Source organism: Serratia sp. Ag1 (genome assembly GCF_000743355.1).
Taxonomy (GTDB): Bacteria; Pseudomonadota; Gammaproteobacteria; order Enterobacterales; family Enterobacteriaceae; genus Chania.
The window spans coordinates 190,269-208,698 of the sequence record NZ_JQEI01000009.1 but is presented as its reverse complement, the minus strand read 5'-3'; the positions used below and the strand labels follow the sequence as shown (position 1 = coordinate 208,698).

General features: G+C 56.7%; 15 protein-coding genes. 10 read left to right on the top strand and 5 right to left on the bottom strand.

Annotated elements, in window-relative coordinates; genetic code table 11:
- On the top strand, positions 1–311 hold a 311-nt coding region (locus tag IV04_RS25070; RefSeq protein ID WP_152562815.1), incomplete at its 5' end, for a transposase.
- A 154-nt stretch (positions 312–465) separates the two neighbouring features.
- On the opposite strand, the gene mnmC is transcribed toward IV04_RS25070, so the two are convergent.
- Entirely contained in the window at positions 466–2,487 is a 2,022-nt protein-coding gene (gene mnmC / locus IV04_RS06115; protein WP_037402625.1) for a bifunctional tRNA (5-methylaminomethyl-2-thiouridine)(34)-methyltransferase MnmD/FAD-dependent 5-carboxymethylaminomethyl-2-thiouridine(34) oxidoreductase MnmC, read from the bottom strand.
- Positions 2,488–2,657: 170 nt separating this feature from the next.
- On the opposite strand from mnmC, the gene fabB reads away from it, so the two are divergent.
- From fabB to IV04_RS06085, 6 genes are all read left to right on the top strand, one after another.
- On the top strand, positions 2,658–3,872 hold the full coding sequence (fabB, locus tag IV04_RS06110) for a beta-ketoacyl-ACP synthase I (RefSeq protein ID WP_037402598.1): 1,215 nt from the start codon (positions 2,658–2,660) through the stop codon (positions 3,870–3,872).
- A gap of 404 nt (positions 3,873–4,276) precedes the next feature.
- Positions 4,277–4,702 (top strand): hypothetical protein, encoded by a 426-nt coding sequence (locus IV04_RS06105; protein WP_037402595.1) that lies wholly within the window; start codon positions 4,277–4,279, stop codon positions 4,700–4,702.
- 72 nt (positions 4,703–4,774) lie between these two features.
- A complete protein-coding gene (locus IV04_RS06100; protein ID WP_037402591.1) occupies positions 4,775–5,095 on the top strand; it encodes a copper-binding protein in 321 nt (106 codons plus the stop codon).
- Positions 5,096–5,105: 10 nt separating this feature from the next.
- Entirely contained in the window at positions 5,106–6,365 is a 1,260-nt protein-coding gene (locus tag IV04_RS06095; RefSeq protein WP_037402587.1) for a TolC family protein, read from the top strand.
- Positions 6,362–7,819: an efflux RND transporter periplasmic adaptor subunit gene (locus IV04_RS06090; protein ID WP_037402583.1), complete on the top strand. Its 1,458-nt coding sequence runs from the start codon at positions 6,362–6,364 to the stop codon at positions 7,817–7,819. Before IV04_RS06095 ends, IV04_RS06090 begins: the two co-directional genes overlap by 4 nt.
- The gene (locus tag IV04_RS06085) at positions 7,816–10,935 is read left to right on the top strand and encodes an efflux RND transporter permease subunit (protein ID WP_037402581.1); all 3,120 of its coding nucleotides are present in this window, start codon (positions 7,816–7,818) and stop codon (positions 10,933–10,935) included. The genes IV04_RS06090 and IV04_RS06085 overlap by 4 nt, the downstream gene beginning before the upstream one ends.
- 345 nt (positions 10,936–11,280) lie before the next feature.
- Here the strand turns inward: IV04_RS06085 and apbE are convergent, their stop codons facing one another.
- Positions 11,281–12,312 (bottom strand): FAD:protein FMN transferase ApbE, encoded by a 1,032-nt coding sequence (apbE, locus tag IV04_RS06080; RefSeq protein WP_037402579.1) that lies wholly within the window; start codon positions 12,310–12,312, stop codon positions 11,281–11,283.
- A 139-nt stretch (positions 12,313–12,451) separates the two neighbouring features.
- Between apbE and IV04_RS06075 the strand changes: the two genes are divergently transcribed.
- Positions 12,452–13,555 (top strand): SLC13 family permease, encoded by a 1,104-nt coding sequence (locus tag IV04_RS06075; protein WP_037402576.1) that lies wholly within the window; start codon positions 12,452–12,454, stop codon positions 13,553–13,555.
- Positions 13,556–13,583: 28 nt separating this feature from the next.
- Here the strand turns inward: IV04_RS06075 and pepT are convergent, their stop codons facing one another.
- On the bottom strand, positions 13,584–14,816 hold the full coding sequence (pepT, locus tag IV04_RS06070) for a peptidase T (protein ID WP_037402572.1): 1,233 nt from the start codon (positions 14,814–14,816) through the stop codon (positions 13,584–13,586).
- A 65-nt stretch (positions 14,817–14,881) separates the two neighbouring features.
- Entirely contained in the window at positions 14,882–16,315 is a 1,434-nt protein-coding gene (locus IV04_RS06065) for a PLP-dependent aminotransferase family protein (RefSeq protein ID WP_197062190.1), read from the bottom strand.
- A 93-nt stretch (positions 16,316–16,408) separates the two neighbouring features.
- Between IV04_RS06065 and IV04_RS06060 the strand changes: the two genes are divergently transcribed.
- On the top strand, positions 16,409–16,861 hold the full coding sequence (locus tag IV04_RS06060; RefSeq protein ID WP_037402567.1) for a rhodanese-like domain-containing protein: 453 nt from the start codon (positions 16,409–16,411) through the stop codon (positions 16,859–16,861).
- On the opposite strand, the gene flk is transcribed toward IV04_RS06060, so the two are convergent.
- Positions 16,858–17,859 carry a flagella biosynthesis regulator Flk gene (gene flk / locus IV04_RS06055; protein ID WP_037402565.1) on the bottom strand — a complete coding sequence of 334 codons (1,002 nt, stop codon included), beginning with the start codon at positions 17,857–17,859 and terminating at the stop codon, positions 16,858–16,860. The two genes, IV04_RS06060 and flk, sit on opposite strands and share 4 nt — an antisense overlap.
- A 181-nt stretch (positions 17,860–18,040) precedes the next feature.
- On the opposite strand from flk, the gene IV04_RS06050 reads away from it, so the two are divergent.
- A complete protein-coding gene (locus IV04_RS06050; protein ID WP_037402563.1) occupies positions 18,041–18,403 on the top strand; it encodes a hypothetical protein in 363 nt (120 codons plus the stop codon).
- The last annotated feature ends 27 nt before the right edge of the window (positions 18,404–18,430 follow it).

The window sequence follows — 18,430 nt, the reverse complement described above, 5'->3', positions numbered from 1 at the left end:
GGCACCTGAAATCGCGGCCTAGAGCGGTGCTGGCTGATAAGGGATACTCAAGTCAGGCATTGCGTAATCAACTGAGAATTAAAGGGATAAAAGCCGTTATCCCTTTTAAATTGAATGAAAAAGCCAGCCAGGATAAACGCCGGAAACTCGATACCCGATTGTACAAAAAACGTAACGTCGTTGAACGTTGCTTCGCCAAGCTTAAAGAACATCGCCGAATCGCTACCCGCTCGGAAAAGACAGCTAGAAATTACCTGAGCATGCTTAAATTAGGTGCCATTCGGTTGTTTTTAAAGCGATTGTCAAATTAAGGGACACAGCCTAGTTATTAGGGGGAGCGTGCCGAAGGGGTCGTAACGGCGTAAGCCGTCGGAGTGCCCCTCGGTGCGCTAGACCTGGGTATCTCGGGCTAGAAGGCGACTTTGTCATCCTCAGGGATCAGCCTGCTGAACCCGATTCCCTGCGCTAAACTGCCCGTCCTTTCAGCAACTTTCTGATCCATAACCGATTCGGGTTCAGTGCTGCCAGCAGCTTGGCATCGCCCGGTAACGGTTCGCCAAATAGCTGCGCAGCCAGAATTTCCGCCGCGAGCGGAGCGGAGCACAGGCCGCGCGACCCCAATGCGCCAATCATAAACAGCCCCGGGTAAACCGGCGCATCAGCAACGGTTGCCCCGCGCAGACGTTGCTGTTGTAAATCCGCATACAACGCCAGCGTGGCGGCATAATCCGGCAGCGCTCCCACCATCGGCATATGGTCGCGGGTGGCACTGCGCACGCCACAGCGCGCCTGCTGACCACTGACATCTACCTGCTGCGGCCAGGTTTGCTCTGGCAGGCAACGCAATAGCCGCGCGCGGTTTTCCTGCTGTTCCGCTTCACTATATTGTGTATCGATCTCCCCACGCTGATAGCTGGCGCCAATGCAGTGCTGCTGGTTGGTCGGGTTGATTGGCGTCAGGTAACCGTCGTAACACAACACCTGTTTCAGCGCACTCAGCGCTGGCGTGGTTGGGATATGTGAAACCTGGCCGCGTACTGCCGCCATTGGCAATGCCGCGCTCTGTGTCAGCGCAGGTAACTGGTGGCCGTTCGCCAGGATCACCGTTGCATGTTCGCCAGTCTGCCCAGCGGCAAACTGTAATTGCCAACGCTCGCCTACGTGCTGCAGCTCAACAAGCTGATGCTGATAATGGCAAATCAACCCCTGTTGCTGAGCAACGGCCAAAGCGGCGCGGGTGAGATCGGCAGGGCACAGCCAACCGCCCATCGGGTAACTAACACCGCCAAAACCGGTGTCAACGCCGCATAAGGCGCTAAGGGTAGGGCGGTTGGCCGCTTGCACCAGCACAGATGGCCAGGTAACGGCCAGGACTTTGGCAATCTTCCCGGCGCTTTTCTCGTCATAAGCCAGTTGGCTAACGCCGCACCACTGATGATCGAATTGGGCACCTTGCTGCAGCAGCGCATCGTACTGGCGGCGGGCAAACAGGAAGGCGGCGCAGAAGAAGTTTTCCAGCGCATCACCTTGGCCATTCAGTAGGGGATAAAGTGCGCCTTGGCGGTTGCCGGAAGCCCCTTCAGCCGGTTGCGCATCGGCGCAATACAGCGTGACGCGGGCACCGCGCCGTAACAGCGCCAGCGCGGTGAGGGCGCTGGCAATGCCACCGCCGATAATCGCCACATCGTTGCTGTTTTGGGCTGCAGGGCGCAGGAACCAGGGTTGTGGGTTGCTGGCCGGTGGCGTGTCTGCGGGTAACGTGCCTGTCAGCATTTCGCGCTTCTGACCGAAACCTTTACATTTAGCCACGGTAAAACCAGCCTGCTGTAAGCCACGGCGCACAAAGCCTGCGGCGGTGAAAGTAGCAAAGCTGCCTTCTGGGCGGGCAAAACGTGCCATGGCAGCAAACAGTGCTTCACTCCACATATCGGGGTTTTTTGACGGCGCGAAGCCATCAAGGAACCAGGCGTCGATTTGGTTATTCATGCTGGCGTCAAAGTGTGGCAACAGCTCATTGACATCGCCAAACCACAGATCGAGAGTGATGCGCCCTGCGGCCAGCAACAGGCGGTGGCAGCCCGGCAATGGCAGTGGCCATTGCGCCCGCAGTTCGTGGGCATAGGTTGCCAACTCCGGCCACTGTGCGTGAGCGGCGGCCAGATCCGCTAACCGCAACGGGAATTTTTCGAAGCTGATAAAGTGCAACCGCTGTAACTCTGCATCAGGAGAGGCTGCGTGAAAACGGGCGAAAGCCTGCCACAGAGTGAGGAAGTTCAGCCCAGTGCCGAAGCCGGTCTCCGCCACAATAAACAGCGGGCGCGAGTGTTGGTTAAAGCGCTGCGGCAGTCGGTTGCCGTTCAGAAAGACATGGCGGGTTTCCTCCAGCCCATCCTGATTAGAAAAATAGACGTCATCAAACTGTTCAGAAACAGGTGTACCCTGTTCATTCCAGCTTAACGCTGCGGTTTGGATGGGGGTATGGCTCACGGTGTATGGCTCGTCACTCAAGGGGTAGCACGATTTTAACGACGTGGCTCTTGTGGTGCAAACCGGATAGGTATAATACGGAAATCATTCTGATCGGACTTGTTCGGCTTACATCTGTACGCTAAAGTGCGATGCAAAATCCCGAATGCAAATTGTGGAAGAGGTATTGAATGAAACGTGCAGTGATTACTGGCCTGGGAATCGTCTCCAGCATTGGTAACAACCAGCAGGAGGTCCTGGCAAGCCTGCAGGAAGGACGCTCTGGGATCACCTTCTCTCAGGAGCTGAAAGATTCCGGCATGCGTAGTCACGTATGGGGCAATGTTAAACTGGACACCACCGGTTTGATCGATCGTAAAGTCATGCGCTTTATGAGCGATGCGTCCGTTTATGCCTATCTTTCCATGGAACAGGCGATCAAAGACTCCGGTCTGGAACCTGACCAGGTTTCCAACGATCGTACCGGCCTGGTGGTGGGTTCCGGTGGCGGTTCTCCACGTAACCAGGTGGCGGGTTCCGACGGCATGCGCGCCAAAGGCCTGCGCGGCGTCGGCCCTTACATGGTCACCAAAGCGATGGCGTCCGGCGTTTCAGCCTGCCTGGCTACCCCATTCAAAATCCGTGGTGTGAACTATTCCATCAGTTCTGCCTGTGCAACCTCTGCACACTGTATCGGCCACGCGATGGAACTGATCCAACTGGGCAAGCAGGATGTGGTCTTTGCTGGTGGCGGTGAAGAGCTGTGCTGGGAAATGGCCTGTGAGTTCGACGCTATGGGCGCATTGTCTACCAGCTACAACGACACGCCAGAAAAAGCTTCCCGTACTTACGACGCAGCGCGTGACGGTTTCGTCATCGCTGGCGGCGGCGGTATGGTCGTGGTTGAAGAGCTGGAGCACGCGCTGGCACGTGGCGCGCATATCTACGCAGAAATCATCGGTTACGGCGCGACTTCCGACGGCGCTGACATGGTCGCTCCATCAGGCGAAGGTGCGGTGCGCTGCATGAAAATGGCGCTGAATGGCGTCGATACCCCTATCGATTACATGAACGTACACGGCACTTCTACGCCGGTTGGCGATGTGAAAGAACTGTGGGCTATCCGCGAAGTGTTCGGCGACAACACCCCGGCGATCTCCTCAACCAAAGCCATGACCGGCCACTCACTGGGTGCTGCTGGCGTGCAGGAAGCTATCTACAGCCTGCTGATGGTAGAGCACGGCTTTATTGCGCCAAGCATCAATATCGAAAACCTCGATGAGAAGGCGGCGGGCATGAATATCGTGACCGAGCCAACCCAGCGTGAATTGACTACTGTGATGTCCAACAGCTTCGGCTTTGGTGGTACCAACGCGACGCTGGTGATGCGTAAACTGCTGAAATAAGTTGTTCTGCTGATCAGCGTTAAAAAATCGGGTACGTGAAAACGGCCCGATTTTTTTATGTCTGCAATCTGCTTATACCCAAAATAATTCGAGTTGCTTGTAGGCGGCAACTGAACGAATCCCCAGGAGCTTACTCAAGTAAGTGACTGGGGTGAGTGACAAATCTGCTTGGCAGATTTGAACGCTGCTTGCAGCGGCCCCGAAGGGGCGAGGCCCAGTATGGGCCGAGTAACGCAGCCAACACCCAAGCAACTTGAAGTATTACGGTTATATTTGACTGAAATCAAAGTATTTACAGCTTGCAGGAATATTCTCTGTCGACTTTGTCAGCAGGTGTAAATTTTATTCCTGCGGTGATTTCCTGCCGATATACTCGGCGAAGTTTATCTACTCGGAATCAGGGTATGTCGGCTTTGGCGTCCATCTCTTTATCTATGCATCGGCTACGCTTCGCAAAGAAGCGGGCAGGCGCATGGCTATTGGCCGTCTGCTGGCTGTTGCTAAACAGCCAATTGGCTATCGCCAACCACGGCTGCGATCTGCAATTCACTGCTGAAACACCGGCAGAACAGCATATGATGCACATGCAGGCTACCGATCCGGTGATGGACAACATGCAGGCCGCAGGGCCACTGTGTGAGCAACACTGTATTCCTGAGCCGATGCAGCAGGATCATGGCAGTTTAGCTTTGGCAGCGATCTTGCCTGCCAGTAGTGAATTGCGGGTAGTTGCACCCGCCCAGCAAGTGCAATTCTCCCGTGCCGCTTGGCAAACCCCTCCAATAGCAGGGCCACCGGCAGAGATCGTGTTCTGCCGGTTCCGTGAATAGCCAAACCATCCAGCTTTGCCGTCCAAGACGGTGACTTGTGTTGGTTATTGACTATCTTACGGAGCTATCGTTATGCGTTTAATCACTGTAATTTTCATTTCTCTGTTTTTCTCTTCTGCCGCCGTTGCTGAGCAAATGCAACATCATCAACATGCCGCGCCCGCAGAGGCCAGTGTCTATCACTCTACCGGGGTGGTTAAAGCTTGGGGTGACAACAAGGTACTGCTCGCTCATCCGGCGATCCCGGCCCTGAATTGGCCGCCGATGACCATGAACTTTCTTCAGCCCCAACCGGCATTGCCCGCGTTGGCAGTAGGAGCTCAGGTTGATTTCAGCTTCCGTCAGGTTGACGGTGGCTATCAACTGACGGCTATCCGCGCCAGCCAACAATAACGGGGGCATCATGTCCAAATTACTTTCTCACCCATTACGGGTGGGTTGGCTGCTGCTCGCCTGTTATACGCTGAGTGCGCAGGCTGCCGAACTGACGCTGGAGCAATCGCTGGCCGCAGCAGAGCGCCATTCGGCTGAGCTTTCGGCCAATCAGCATCAGGTTAATGCCCTGCAGAATATGGCTGATTCGGCGATGCAATTGCCCGATCCCAAGTTAAAAGTTGGGATTGAGAACGTGCCGGTGCAAGGCAACAACGCCCGGCGTTTGACCCGCGAAGGCATGACCATGGAGCGGATTGGCCTCATGCAGGACTACGTCAGCAGCAGTAAACGCCAGCGCAAGGCGGATACGCTGCGCGCCGAGGCGAGTAAAACCGCAGCGGGCAGCGCCACTATCCGCGCTCGTCTGCAACAGCAAACCGCGCAGGCGTGGCTGGAACTGGCGTTAAGCCAGCAAACGCTGAAGGATGCTCAAACGCTGGTCAACGAAAGTGAACGCCAGATCGCCGCGCAGCATACCGGCGTTGCCAGCGGCAGTTCACCAGCGACTAACGTGATCGACGCGCGCTTGACCTTGCTGGCGATGCAGGATCGGCTCAGTGAAGCACTGCGTGACGTTGCTATTGCGCAGGCCCGTCTGACGCAACTCACCGGCCAGCCAGACGCCAATACCGGCGGCGCATTACCACATTTTGCACGCTTACCGGCTGCAAGCCATCAGTTGCAGCAGGCGGTCAAACAGCACCCGGAAGTGCTGCAGGCCAGCCGTGAAGCTGATGTGGCTAAGGCCCGTTCGGCCCAGTCGGAGATCGCCGCGATCCCAGATGTGGGGGTTGAGGTGTATTACGGCAAACGGGCCGATGGCTATGAGGATTTGGCGGGCGTGATGTTCACCGTCGATCTACCGGTGTTCCGCTCACAGCGGCAAGACAAAGATCATGCCGCCGATGTTTCCCGTTCCATGGAGGCCAATGACCAACTGACGCTGCTGATCCGCGATCATCAGGCTCAGCTCGATACGCTGCTGGCCCAGTATCAGGCTGCGCAGACCCAATGGCAGCGCCAACAGCAACAGGCCATTCCGTTGCAACAACAGCGGGTGGCCCTGCAATTGGCACAATACCGCAGTGGCAAAAGCGATCTTTCTTCGGTGCTGGAGGCGCGCCGGGCATTGCTCGACAGCCGCCTGAACGCCGGTAAAGCGGCGCGTGAACTGGCGCAATTGTGGGCCACGATTCGTTATCTTACTCCGCAGGAGACAGCACAATGAACATGCGTGTTAGCTTGGCGTTATTAGCCGCGCTGGTCGTGGGCGGCGTCGCTGGTTACTGGTTTGCCAATCAGCCCACTGCGGAGGCAAAACCTACCAGCGGTGCCGCTGAACGGCTGGTGTTGTATTGGTACGATCCGATGGTGCCCGGCCAGCGGTTTGATAAACCGGGCAAATCCCCCTTTATGGACATGGAACTGGTGCCGCGCTATGCCGATGAGCAGCAACAGGACGGCGGTGTCACTATCAGCGCGCGCCAGCAGCAAAATTTGGGGGTACGCACCGCAGCGGCACAGCTACGTGAACTGAATGTGCAGATTAGCGCCTACGGCAGCGTGGCAACCGACGAACGCAGCGTGCAGGTGATCGCTGCCCGAGCCAGCGGTCTGGTAGAGAAGCTTTACGTGCGCGCCAGCCAGCAACAGGTGAAAAAGGGTGAAGCGCTGGCGCAATTGTGGATCCCCGACTGGAGCGCTGCACAGCAGGAATATCTCACGATCCGCACGCTGGGGGACAGTGCGCTGACCGCTGCCGCTCGCCAGCGTTTGGAGCTGCAATTTATGCCGGAAGCGATTATTCGCCAGGTAGAACGCAGTGGCAAATCGCAAACGCGCATGACCGTTACTGCGCCGGAAAGCGGGTTTATCAACAAACTGGATGTGCGTGAAGGTGCACAGGTGCTGGCGACGCAAGGGTTGTTTGAACTGGCGAGCCTCGATCCGGTGTGGGTGGTGATTGATTATCCGCAGGCGCAGGCCGGTTTGTTGCGGGTGGGGGATGCGGTGCAGGCCAGCTCGGCCAGTTGGCCGGGGGAGCGTTTCAGCGGCGAGGTGAGTGAGCTGCTGCCGAACGTTGATCCGCTGACGCGCACCTTCAAAGCGCGCATTGTGCTGCAAAACCCGCAACAGCGGCTGAAACCAGGCATGTATCTGCAGGTGGATCTGGCCTCGAACGCTGGAGCCAAACCGGTGCTGGCGATCCCACAGGAAGCGCTGATCGGCAATGGCGATCGTAACCGGGTGCTGGTGGCGGCAGGCAATGGCCACTTTACCCCGGTTGAGGTGGTGGCCGGGTTGGCGCAAAACGGCTGGGTGGAAATCAAACAGGGACTGCAAGCTGGGCAACAGGTGGTGACTTCTGGTCAGTTCCTGATTGATTCAGAAGCCAGTATGCGCAGTGCCTTGCCGCAGTTGGCTGGTGAGCAAACGGTGCAACAGTATCAGGCGCAGGCGGTGGTTGCAGCGTTGGACGGTGAAAGCATCACGCTGTCGCACGAGCCGGTGCCGGAGCTGCAATGGCCAGCGATGACTATGGATTTCACGTTGCCGAAAGGGGGGCTCCCAGCGGGAATTGGCCTCGGCAGTAAAGTGATGATCCATTTCAGCGTCGATGAAAATGGTTCACACATCAGCCAAATCCTACCGCAAGCGGCAGAACACGGAGGCCACCCATGATTGCCTCAGTGATTCGTTGGTCGATACGCAATCGCCTGTTGGTGCTGTTAGCGTCGATCATGCTGGCGGGGTGGGGGATTTGGGCACTGCAGAAGGCACCGCTGGATGCGTTGCCCGATCTTTCCGACGTACAGGTGATTGTGCGTGTCACCTACCCAGGGAAAGCGCCGCAGGTGATTGAGGATCAGGTGACTTACCCGCTGACCACCACCATGCTGACGGTACCGGGGGCCACGACGGTGCGCGGTTTCTCAATGTTTGGTGATGCTTACATCTATATTCTGTTTGCAGACGGGACCGATCCTTACTGGGCGCGCTCGCGGGTGCTGGAGTCGTTGAGTCAGGTGCAGTCCGCATTGCCTGCACAGGCGAAAGTGGCGCTGGGACCGGATGCGACCGGCGTTGGCTGGATCTATGAATATGCGCTGGTAGACAAAAGCGGCAAACACAGCCTGGCAGATCTGCGCGCCTTGCAGGACTGGACGCTGAAGTTTGAACTGAAAACCGTCCCTAATGTGGCCGAAGTGGCCAGCGTCGGCGGCATGGTGCGCCAGTATCAGGTGGTGCTGAACCCAGAGAGCATGCGGGCATTGAACATTACGCATCAGCAGGTGGTCGGTGCGATTCAGGATGCCAATCAGGAAGGTGGTGGGGCGCTGCTGGAGATGGGTGAAGCGGAATATATGGTGCGCACCTCCGGCTATCTGAAGAAGCTTGATGACTTCAAGAACGTGGTGATCACCGCGCGTGACGGCGTGCCGATTCTACTGGCTCAGGTGGCTACGGTGCGTGAAGGGCCGGAAATGCGCCGTGGCATCGCGGAACTGAACGGTGAAGGCGAAGTGGCCGGTGGCATTGTGGTGATGCGTTACGGCAAGAATGCGCTGGAAACTATCAACGCATTGAAGGTTAAGCTAAGCCAGATCCAACAGACGTTGCCGCCGGGTGTGGAGATCGTGCCGGTTTATGACCGTTCGCAGCTGATTGAGCGCGCAATCGACACGCTTTCATTCAAACTGCTGGAAGAGTTCCTGGTGGTGGCGGTGGTTTGCACGCTGTTCCTGTCGCATTTCCGTTCGGCGCTGGTGGCGATCGTCACTTTGCCGCTGGGGATCCTCGGGGCGTTTGTGGTGATGCACTATCAGGGCGTTAACGCCAACATCATGTCACTGGGGGGGATTGCGATAGCCATTGGCGCGATGGTGGATGCGGCGATTGTAATGATCGAAAACATGCACAAAGTGCTGGAACAATGGCGACAGCGCCATCCTGGGCAGCAACCTAGTCCGCAGGATTACTGGCGTATTTCTGAACAGGCGGCGGTGGAAGTTGGCCCGGCGCTGTTTTGCAGTTTGCTGATCATTACTCTGTCGTTTATCCCAGTGTTCTCGCTGCAGGCGCAGGAAGGGCGGATGTTTGCACCATTGGCATTCACCAAAACCTATGCCATGGCGGTGTCCGCCGGGTTGGGGATCACCCTGGTGCCGGTGTTGATGGGGTACTTTATCCGTGGCCGCATCCCAGACGAACATGCCAATCCGCTTAACCGCTGGCTGATCCGCCTGTATCAACCGTTGTTGTCGGCGGTGCTGGCGCGGCCAAAAACCACACTGGGGGTTTCTGCCGCACTGCTGGTGCTGACGTTGTACCCGCTCAGCCGCTTGGGTAGTGAGTTTATGCCGCCGCTGGACGAAGGCGATCTGTTGTATATGCCATCCACCTTGCCGGGGATTTCGGCCCGCGAAGCAGCGCGTTTGTTGCAACTGACCGATCGCTTGATAAAAACCGTACCGGAAGTGGATACGGTGTTCGGCAAAGCAGGCCGGGCAGAAACTGCCACCGATCCGGCACCGTTGACCATGCTGGAAACCACCATTCGTTTTAAACCACGCGATCAATGGCGGCCTGGCATGACCATGGACAAGCTGGTGGCGGAGTTGGACAGCGTGGTTAAAGTGCCCGGCATTGCCAACGTCTGGGTACCGCCAATCCGCAACCGGCTGGATATGCTGGCGACTGGTATCAAAAGCCCGGTTGGCATCAAGGTTAACGGTAGCAATATTGCCGATATCGAGCGCGCTTCTAACCAGATCGAGCAGGTGGTGAAACAGGTGCCTGGGGTCACTTCGGCGCTGGCGGAGCGTATTGCCGGTGGGCGTTATGTGGATATTGATATCGATCGCCAGCGTGCGGCGCGTTATGGCGTTTCGGTCAAAGAACTGCAATCGATGGTGGCAACGCTGGTGGGCGGTGAGAATATCGGTGAAACCATCGAAGGGCGCGCGCGATACCCGATCAACGTGCGCTACCCCCGTGAGATCCGTGATTCGCTGCAAGCCCTGCGTGAGCTGCCGGTAGTGACGGCGGCGGGCAGCCAGGTGCCGCTGGCGGAACTGGCGGATATCCGGCTTACCGAAGGTCCACCGATGCTGAAAAGCGAAAACGCCCGGCTTTCTGACTGGATCTATGTCGATCTGCGCGGGCGTGACCTGAAATCGGCGGTAGAAGAGATGCAACGTGCGGTGGCGCAGCAGGTGACATTGCCTGCCGGGGTTTCTGTCAGTTGGTCCGGGCAGTTTGAGTATTTGGAACGCGCCAGCGCCCAGTTGAAAATCGTACTGCCAGTGACGCTGGGGATTATCTTCGTGCTGCTGTTTATCACCTTCAACAGCGTGCGTGATGCGTTGCTGATCATGGCAACGTTGCCGTTTGCGTTGATCGGCGGGGTATGGCTGCTGTTCCTGCTTGATTACAACCTGTCGGTGGCGGGTGCGGTAGGGTTTATCGCTCTGGCGGGCGTTGCGGCGGAGTTTGGTGTGATTATGGTGTTGTACCTTAACCAGGCGTTGGCAAAACATCGCCAATCTGATGAGCCGTTAAGCCAGCAGCAACTGATGGCGGCGATCAGTGAAGGGGCAGTGTTACGCGTCCGGCCAAAAGTGATGACGGTGGCCACCATTATGGCCGGTTTGTTGCCGATCATGTGGGGCGGCGGCGCGGGTTCGGAGGTGATGCAGCGGATCGCCGCCCCGATGATTGGCGGCATGGTGAGTGCGCCGTTACTGTCGATGCTGGTGATCCCGGCGGTGTATTTGTTGTTGCATAGGGAGCGGTAAGGGGGGGCGGGTGTCTATTTTCGTGCGCTAAACATTTGGTGTTTATTTTAAACAGGATTAACGCGCCCGAGCAGGGGCTCAAGAGCCAGCCCCCTGCACCCCGGCCCTTGCCATATCAGGCGGTGGGCTTTGCCCACTTCCCTCACTACGACACGTCGCATTACGGCCGGCTACGACAGGCGTCCCTTCCTGTCTCGCCTGAAACCGCCATCCTTGGCGGTTTCGCCTATGCGTCGTTTCTCCGTTCGGCGCCTTCAATGACATCAACACCCGTGTTCATCTCACCGATTGAGTGGTTTGAAATGTATAGAAGCGGCAGCAAGATGTGACTCTACAACTTTGAGATTACTCCACCAGAAACGCCTTAAACTGTGGTGTCATCACCGCGCTGAAACCGTCATCGGTCTTGGTGATCAGATACACCGCCAGCCCTTTTTCTTCTGCCAGCTTCAACGCTTTTTCTGTGCCGAGCACCATCAGCCCGGTATCCCAGCCATCGGCTTCCAGCGCCGTGGGGGCGATCACCGTGGCGGAAACCAACCGGTGGTTAATCGGGCGGCCAGTGGTGGGATCGATCACATGGGAATAACGCTGCCCGTCTTGCTCGAAATAGTTCCGGTAACTGCCCGAGGTGCTGATGCCATAGCCTTGGAGATCGACCATGGCCTGTACCGCATTTTCACGATCGGTCGGTTTTTGAATCGCCACTCGCCAAGGCTTGCCCTGACCGTTGACACCGCGTGTTGATACCGCGCCGCCCACCGACACCAGATAGTTGGTGATACCTTTACGCGCCATCAGGCGTACCAACTGATCCACGCCATAACCTTCCCCCAGCGTAGAGAGATCGACATACATCTCCGGCAACGCTTTCTGTAACCATTCGCCGTGGTGGTCGCTGAGCAATTTCAGGTGCTGCAAACCGGTATTTTGCTTGGCTGCATCGATTTGCTGTTGCTGCGGGATTTTCACCGCGCGCTTATCCGGGCCGAATCCCCACAGGTTCACCAGCGGGCCGACGGTGATATCCATCGCCCCAGCGGTATCGCGGCCAATGCGTTGGGCCATCAGGATAATATCTGCCATGCCGCGTGGAATGGGCTGTGGTTCGCTGCTGCGGTTCTGGTTGAAACGGGATAACACCGAGTTCGGGCGATAGGTGGAGATATCGTCGTTGGCCTGTTCCAACAGAGCGTCGATCTCTTGCTGCAACTGCTGCTTATTCTCATCAATATCGCCGCTGATCTTCACGCTGTAGAAGGTGCCCATGGTTTTGCCTTCGATGTCGATCTGTGGGCGGGTTGCGCTGTCATCACAGGCGACCAGCAGAGTCAGGGCTGCGGTCAGCAGCAATTTCTTGGCAAGGGCATGAATCATAGGAAGAACCTTAAAAATAAACCAAGTTGATTGGTATAAAGTAAAGCGTGGCAAATGAAAAGCTTTTTAAGTGGCGCAATTTGTATGCTTCAGTTAACGTCTTTGGCCCGCATTCTGGCTGTTTTGGTAAGCGAAAAATATGAGTTCAAATGCTGTAATCCGCCTGTTGAGGCCATTTATTCACGATCGTTTTTTGCACGCGTTACTGCTGATTGGCGTGCTGCTGTTTGCTATCGAGCCACAGCCGCTGGCTCAGTTTATCGACTGGCGCACCATTATCACTCTGCTCGGGTTGATGTTGTTGACCAAGGGCGTAGAGGTGAGTGGTTATTTCGATTTTATTGGCCGCCAGATCGTCAACAGGCTGCGCAGTGAGCGCTGGCTGGCGCTGTTTCTGGTGTCTTCCGCCGCGCTGCTGTCATCCTTTCTGACCAACGATGTCGCGCTGTTTATCGTGATTCCCCTGACCATCACGCTGAAAAAGCTTTCTTCGTTGCCGGTTAACCGGCTGATTATTTTCCAGGCGCTGGCGGTGAATGCGGGTTCGCTGCTGACGCCGATCGGTAATCCGCAAAACATCTTACTGTGGAGCAAGTCCTCTCTGTCGTTTATGGAATTTATCGGCCAGATGGCTCCTTTCGGTGCGGTGATGATGCTCAGCCTGCTGGCGGTGACCTGGTTCAGCTTTCCGGCGCGTGAGATCGTTAAAAAAAGCCAAGCCCAAAGTTACCCGTATCAAAAACACCTGCTGTTAAGCTGTGTGGGGCTGTATGGGGTATTTCTGTTCTGCCTGGATTTTGCCGTGCCGCTCTACGGGCTGTTGGCGGTGTTTGCCGGTTTCCTGCTGTTGGCGCGGCGGGTGTTGCTGCAAATCGACTGGAGCCTGATTTTTGTGTTTATCGCCATGTTTATTGATGTCGGGCTGTTCACCCGGTTGCCGGTGATGCAACCGTGGTTCAGCCACATTGCAGCGCTGCCAGAAGGGGCGGTGTATGGCTTGGGCATTGGCCTGTCGCAGATCATCAGTAATGTCCCCGCCACCATTTTGCTGCTCAACTACGTGCCTTCCAGCGCGTTGGTGGCCTATGCGGTGAATGCCGGGGGCTTTGGGTTGGCGATCGGTTCTTTGGCCAACCTGATTGCGCTGCGGATGGCAGGGGATCGCCGCATCTGGCTGCGTTTCCATTACTATTCATTGCCGTTTCTGGCGTGGGCGGCGCTGGTTGGCTGGTTACTGTTGTAACGCCGCAGGGAGCCCTGCGGCCTGAGGGTTAACCGCGCGCGGCCAGCAGGCAGATGCTGCGGGTAACCTGATAAGACTTCACAAAGGAGCTGATTGGCAGGAACTCGAAGCGCGAATGGAAGTTATGCGCCCCGGTGAAGTAGTTTGGCGTAATCAGGCCACGGCTGGAAAGCGCTGCGCCGTCGGTGCCGCCGCGCATCGGGGTCACTTTTGGCGTAATGCCGTGGGCGGCTAATGCCCCGAAAATCAGCTCGATGGCGCGTTTGTCTTCACCGATGGAGTTACTGATGTTGCTGTAAATATCCTGCACCGTGCAACTGACCTTGGCGCGTGGATAGTTGGCGGCGACCTGCTGTACCACTTCTTGCAGACGCGCTTTGCGGCGGTTGAAAGCGGCCAGATCAAAATCGCGGATCGAGACTTTCAGCGTGGCGTTATTGGAGTTCGCCACCATATCATTGAACCAGAAATAGCCCTCGCGCCCTTCGGTATGCTCTGGTGTATCCAGAATATCAAACTGGTTGATAATATCGGTGGCGATGCGGATCGGGTTAATCAGCACGTTTTTTGCCGACATCGGGTGCGCCGTCACGCCTTCAATGTGGATTTCCGCCCCGGCGGCGTTGAAGTTTTCATACACCACTTCGCCCAGTTCGCAGCAGTCGATGGTATAGGCGAAATCAACGTCAAAGCGCGCCAGATCCAGCGCCTTGGCACCGCGCAAGCCGACTTCTTCGTCCGGCACAAAGGCCACCACGATATCGCCGTGGCGATCGGTCGCGCTCAGGTTTGCCAGCAGCGTCATCACTACGGTCACCGCCGCTTTATTGTCGGCCCCGAGCACGCTGGTGCCGTCGCTGAAAATAATCTCTTCGTTGGGATAAGCCAGAATTTCCGGGTGCTCAGCAGTGCGCAGCCAGATATCACGCTCGGCGTTCAGGCACAGATCTTCACCGGTAAAACGCAGGCGCTGCGGGTGGATCTCGGCGGCCAAACCCACATCAACGGTATCAATATGGGTGATAAAACCGATGCGTGGCGCGCCGGGCTGATTGCCAGGCTTGCGGGCGGTGACGGTGGCGTGTTCATCAACCAACACCTCTTCCAACCCAAGCTGGCGCAGTTCGGCGGCCAACAGTTGTGCTATATCATGCTGGCCCGCCGTGGTTGGCAGCGTAGTGGCTGCGGCATCGCTTTGGCTGGTGACCGCCAGATAGCGGAAAAAACGTTCGGTAAGCTGTTCGGCAATCGGGTTATTCATCAAAATTCCTTGTAGAATTACAGGCAAAGTAATGGTTTTAAAGCCAAATTAGTCGGTTGTCCAATCTAATCACGGACAATTTTACTCAGTCGCTCAACGGCGGCGCTGATTTCCCCCGGCGTGAGGGCGGAAAAGCCCAGCAGCCAACCGTCGCGCCGTGCCTGCGGCGTCATAAACAGTGCCGACAAACCGGGTGTAATCACCCCCAATTGCTGCGCTTGCCGGGTTAAGTTGGCCTCTTGGCCATGCGGTAGCCAAACGGCAAGCTGTAACCCTCCGTTGGCCGGTTGTGCTGTGGCAAAGGCAGGTAACCGTTGTTCCACCTGCGTCAGCAGCCAATCGCGGCGGCTGCGATAGAGCTGACGCATGTAACGGATATGCGCTGCGAAATGCCCCTGCTGGATAAACTCTGCGGTCACTGCCTGCATCAATTGGGCGCTATGGCCGTCGTACAGCGTGCGGGCGGTCGAGAATGCGCTAACCAGTTCTGGCGGCACAATCAGATAGGCCAAGCGTAGCGAAGGGAACAGCGTTTTGGAAAAGGTGCCGAGATACAGCACGTTGCCATGGCGATCCTGGCTTTGCATGGCGGGCATCGGTTGGCCGTCGTAGTGAAACTCGCTGTCGTAATCGTCTTCAATGATCCAGCTTTGCTCACGCCGTGCCATCTCCAGCAGAGCCAAGCGGCGTTCCAGGCTGAGCGCCACCCCGGTGGGATAATGATGAGCGGGAGTCAAATAAACCAGACGAGGAACGGGCAATGAACTATCGGGCCGCAACCCTGCTTCATCGATATTAACGGGGGTCAGCTTGGCACCGGCGCTGGTAAAGGCATTTCTGGCACCGAGATAACCGGGCTCTTCCATCCACACCCTGTCACCCTGATCGAGCAGCAGGGTGGCGATCAGTTGCAATGCCTGCTGCGAGCTGGTCAGCACGATGACCTGTTGCGCATCACAGTTCACTCCGCGCGTTTGGCCGACGTAACCGGCAATCGCTTCACGCAGCGGCAGATAACCCTGTGGATCGCCATAGCGCAGCAGCTTTTCGCCGTTTACGCGTAACTGTTGAGCGGTAAGTTGCTTCCATAGTTTCAGCGGGAAGGCTCGCAGATCCGGCGAACCGGCGGCAAATGGCAACGGCTGCTGCGGATCACGGCAGCCACTGGTTTGCAGAATGGTTTTGCCACGTTGGGATAGCCGCAACTGACCTGCAACTTTACGCACCGCTGCCGGTTTGTTGATACGGATGGCAACGAAGGTGCCTTGGCCCACGCGCCGTTGCGGATACCCTTCGGTTTCCAATTGCGCATACGCCGCTTCGGTGGTGACGCGTGAGACCTGCAGGTCTGCGGCTAGCAGGCGCGAAGAGGGCAGCCGCTGGCCTGCGCTTAACGCGCCGCTGTGAATCGCGCTGCGCAAGGTACTGCACACCCGCTCGCGTAGCGTGGCGGCGGCGTTTCCCGGTTGTTGAAACAGGGTCAGCAACACCTGGGGCATAATCGGTCTTATCATTGAGATTAAATGGGTATCAGTAATAAGACCAAAATCGGGCATGATTGTCACTCGTCTTTATGTAGAGGAACCTGAGTTATGACCACTGCATCACTCGTTCTGGCTTTCCCGCCTGCCAGCGCTGAACAGAGTTTGAATTATCTGGCGGCAAAGCTTGGCTATTACGCTGACTCATCAGATGTGGCAGAGGATTTACGCAATGGCGTCAGCGGCATAGTGGTGATCGATACCCGTGCTGAAGCGTTATATGCCGCTGGGCATATTCCGGGGGCGATGAGCTTTCCGCACCGTTTGATGAACGAACAGAGCACCGCCGTACTGGATCGGGAACTGGTGTATGTCACCTATTGTGATGGCATCGGTTGCAATGGCTCCACCAAAGGCGCTTACAAACTGGCAAAGCTTGGGTTTCGGGTGAAAGAGCTGATCGGCGGGCTGGATTTCTGGCAACGGGACGGCCACCCGTTGGCAACCGGCAATACAAGCGGAACCATGCAAGGGAAAAGCCGGGCGGCGGAGTGCGGCTGTTAAAACACCCATATCAGCAACAGGGCCAACACCAGGATGATGGCAATCCACCCCCAGGGTTTACCGAGCGATGGTGGCAGTGCAGCAATCAGCGCATGGAATAATGGCTGTGGCTGCACGCTTTCACTGTGTAAGGGTTGACTGTAGCCGGTTCGCTCCAGGCGGCGAGCGAACAATTGTTGGATCACTTCATTGATCTGAGCATAGGTCAGCGGCGTATTCAGGCCGCTATTGAACCGCGCCTGACAATAATCGCTGAGCTGCTGCTGTTCCTGTGGGTCGGCAGGCTGTTTTAAGACGGCCAGCAGGTTGTGCAACGTGGGGGCGCTTTGCGGGCTGAGCGCCACTTTCACCTGCAGGAATTGGCTGAGCAACTGAAAATGGCGTGCGGGCAGCGGATCGTTGGTTTTTACCCCCACCAGATCGAACAGTGCCTGCCATATTTTGAGCGGTGTTTCACCGGTGGCGGCGCTGAGCTTGGTCACCTGTTGTTGCAGATGCTGGTGTTCCGCAGGCAGCAACGGGCGATCGCTGGTGATGGTTTGTTGTGGATAAGGAATGGCAAGACCGCCGGTTTGCAGCAGGTTCAGCACCTGTTGCAACTGTGGTGGGCTTAACTGGCTCAATACTGTATGGCCAAACTGTTGGCGGATAAAATCGCTCACCGCCAAGCGGTTATTGCCCTGCGGCAACAGATCGGTCAATTGTTGTAGCAATTGGCGGCTGGCATGGCTTTGCTGTGCGGCGGCCAAGCGATTCTGCAGCAGTTGTTCCGCCGGTTGGAAATGGCGAGCCAACAGTTCATGGTTGCTGTCTGCCCCCAACTCATGACGCAGGGTTGCCCAGATCTCAGCCGATTTAGCTGGGCTGAGTGCCATGATTTTTACGATCAGTTTTTCGAGCTGGGTGCGTTGTGCAGGAGAAAGTAGGTGTTCGTCCTTGCCCTGGTTCGGCGGGTGATCGAGAGAATTGGGGGCACCAGGCCCGCTCAAAGGTTGCATATCACCCGTCCTGTGCGGCAAAGAGAATCGGCATACCCGGCAAGAAGCGCAGGTTTAATCAATTATGATACCTGTAATTCACGGCCACCAATACCGCTCGCCAGACATTTCTTTACAGGCCAATCGTTGCGTATCTGGTTTACGCCGCTAAGATAAGCGCAGATACGAAATTGGGAACGCCATGATAAATCGTCAGCGGATTGCAAAGTGGTTTTTATGCTTGGCTTGTCTGGTGATGCTGACCTGCATCACACAGCGCATGGCGGGTTTGCATGCGTTGCAATTGAATCTTCCTGCCGCGAATACCAGCTTATCGCCGCTTGCTGCGGATGAGGCTGAAACTGCAGCCACCCCCTGTGAACTGAGCGCCAAATCGTTGTTGGCGGCACCGCCAGTGATGTTTGAAGCCGCGCTGTTTGCCTTTGGCCTGCTGCTGGTGCTGTTGATCCCGATTCTTGCTCCACGTTTGCGTTTCCCACCTCTGCGAGCGATCTCCCCTAGCACCCTCAGGGTTCATCTTCGATTATGCGTGTTTCATGAATGAGTTAATCCCGCGTTTTTATTCGGTGAT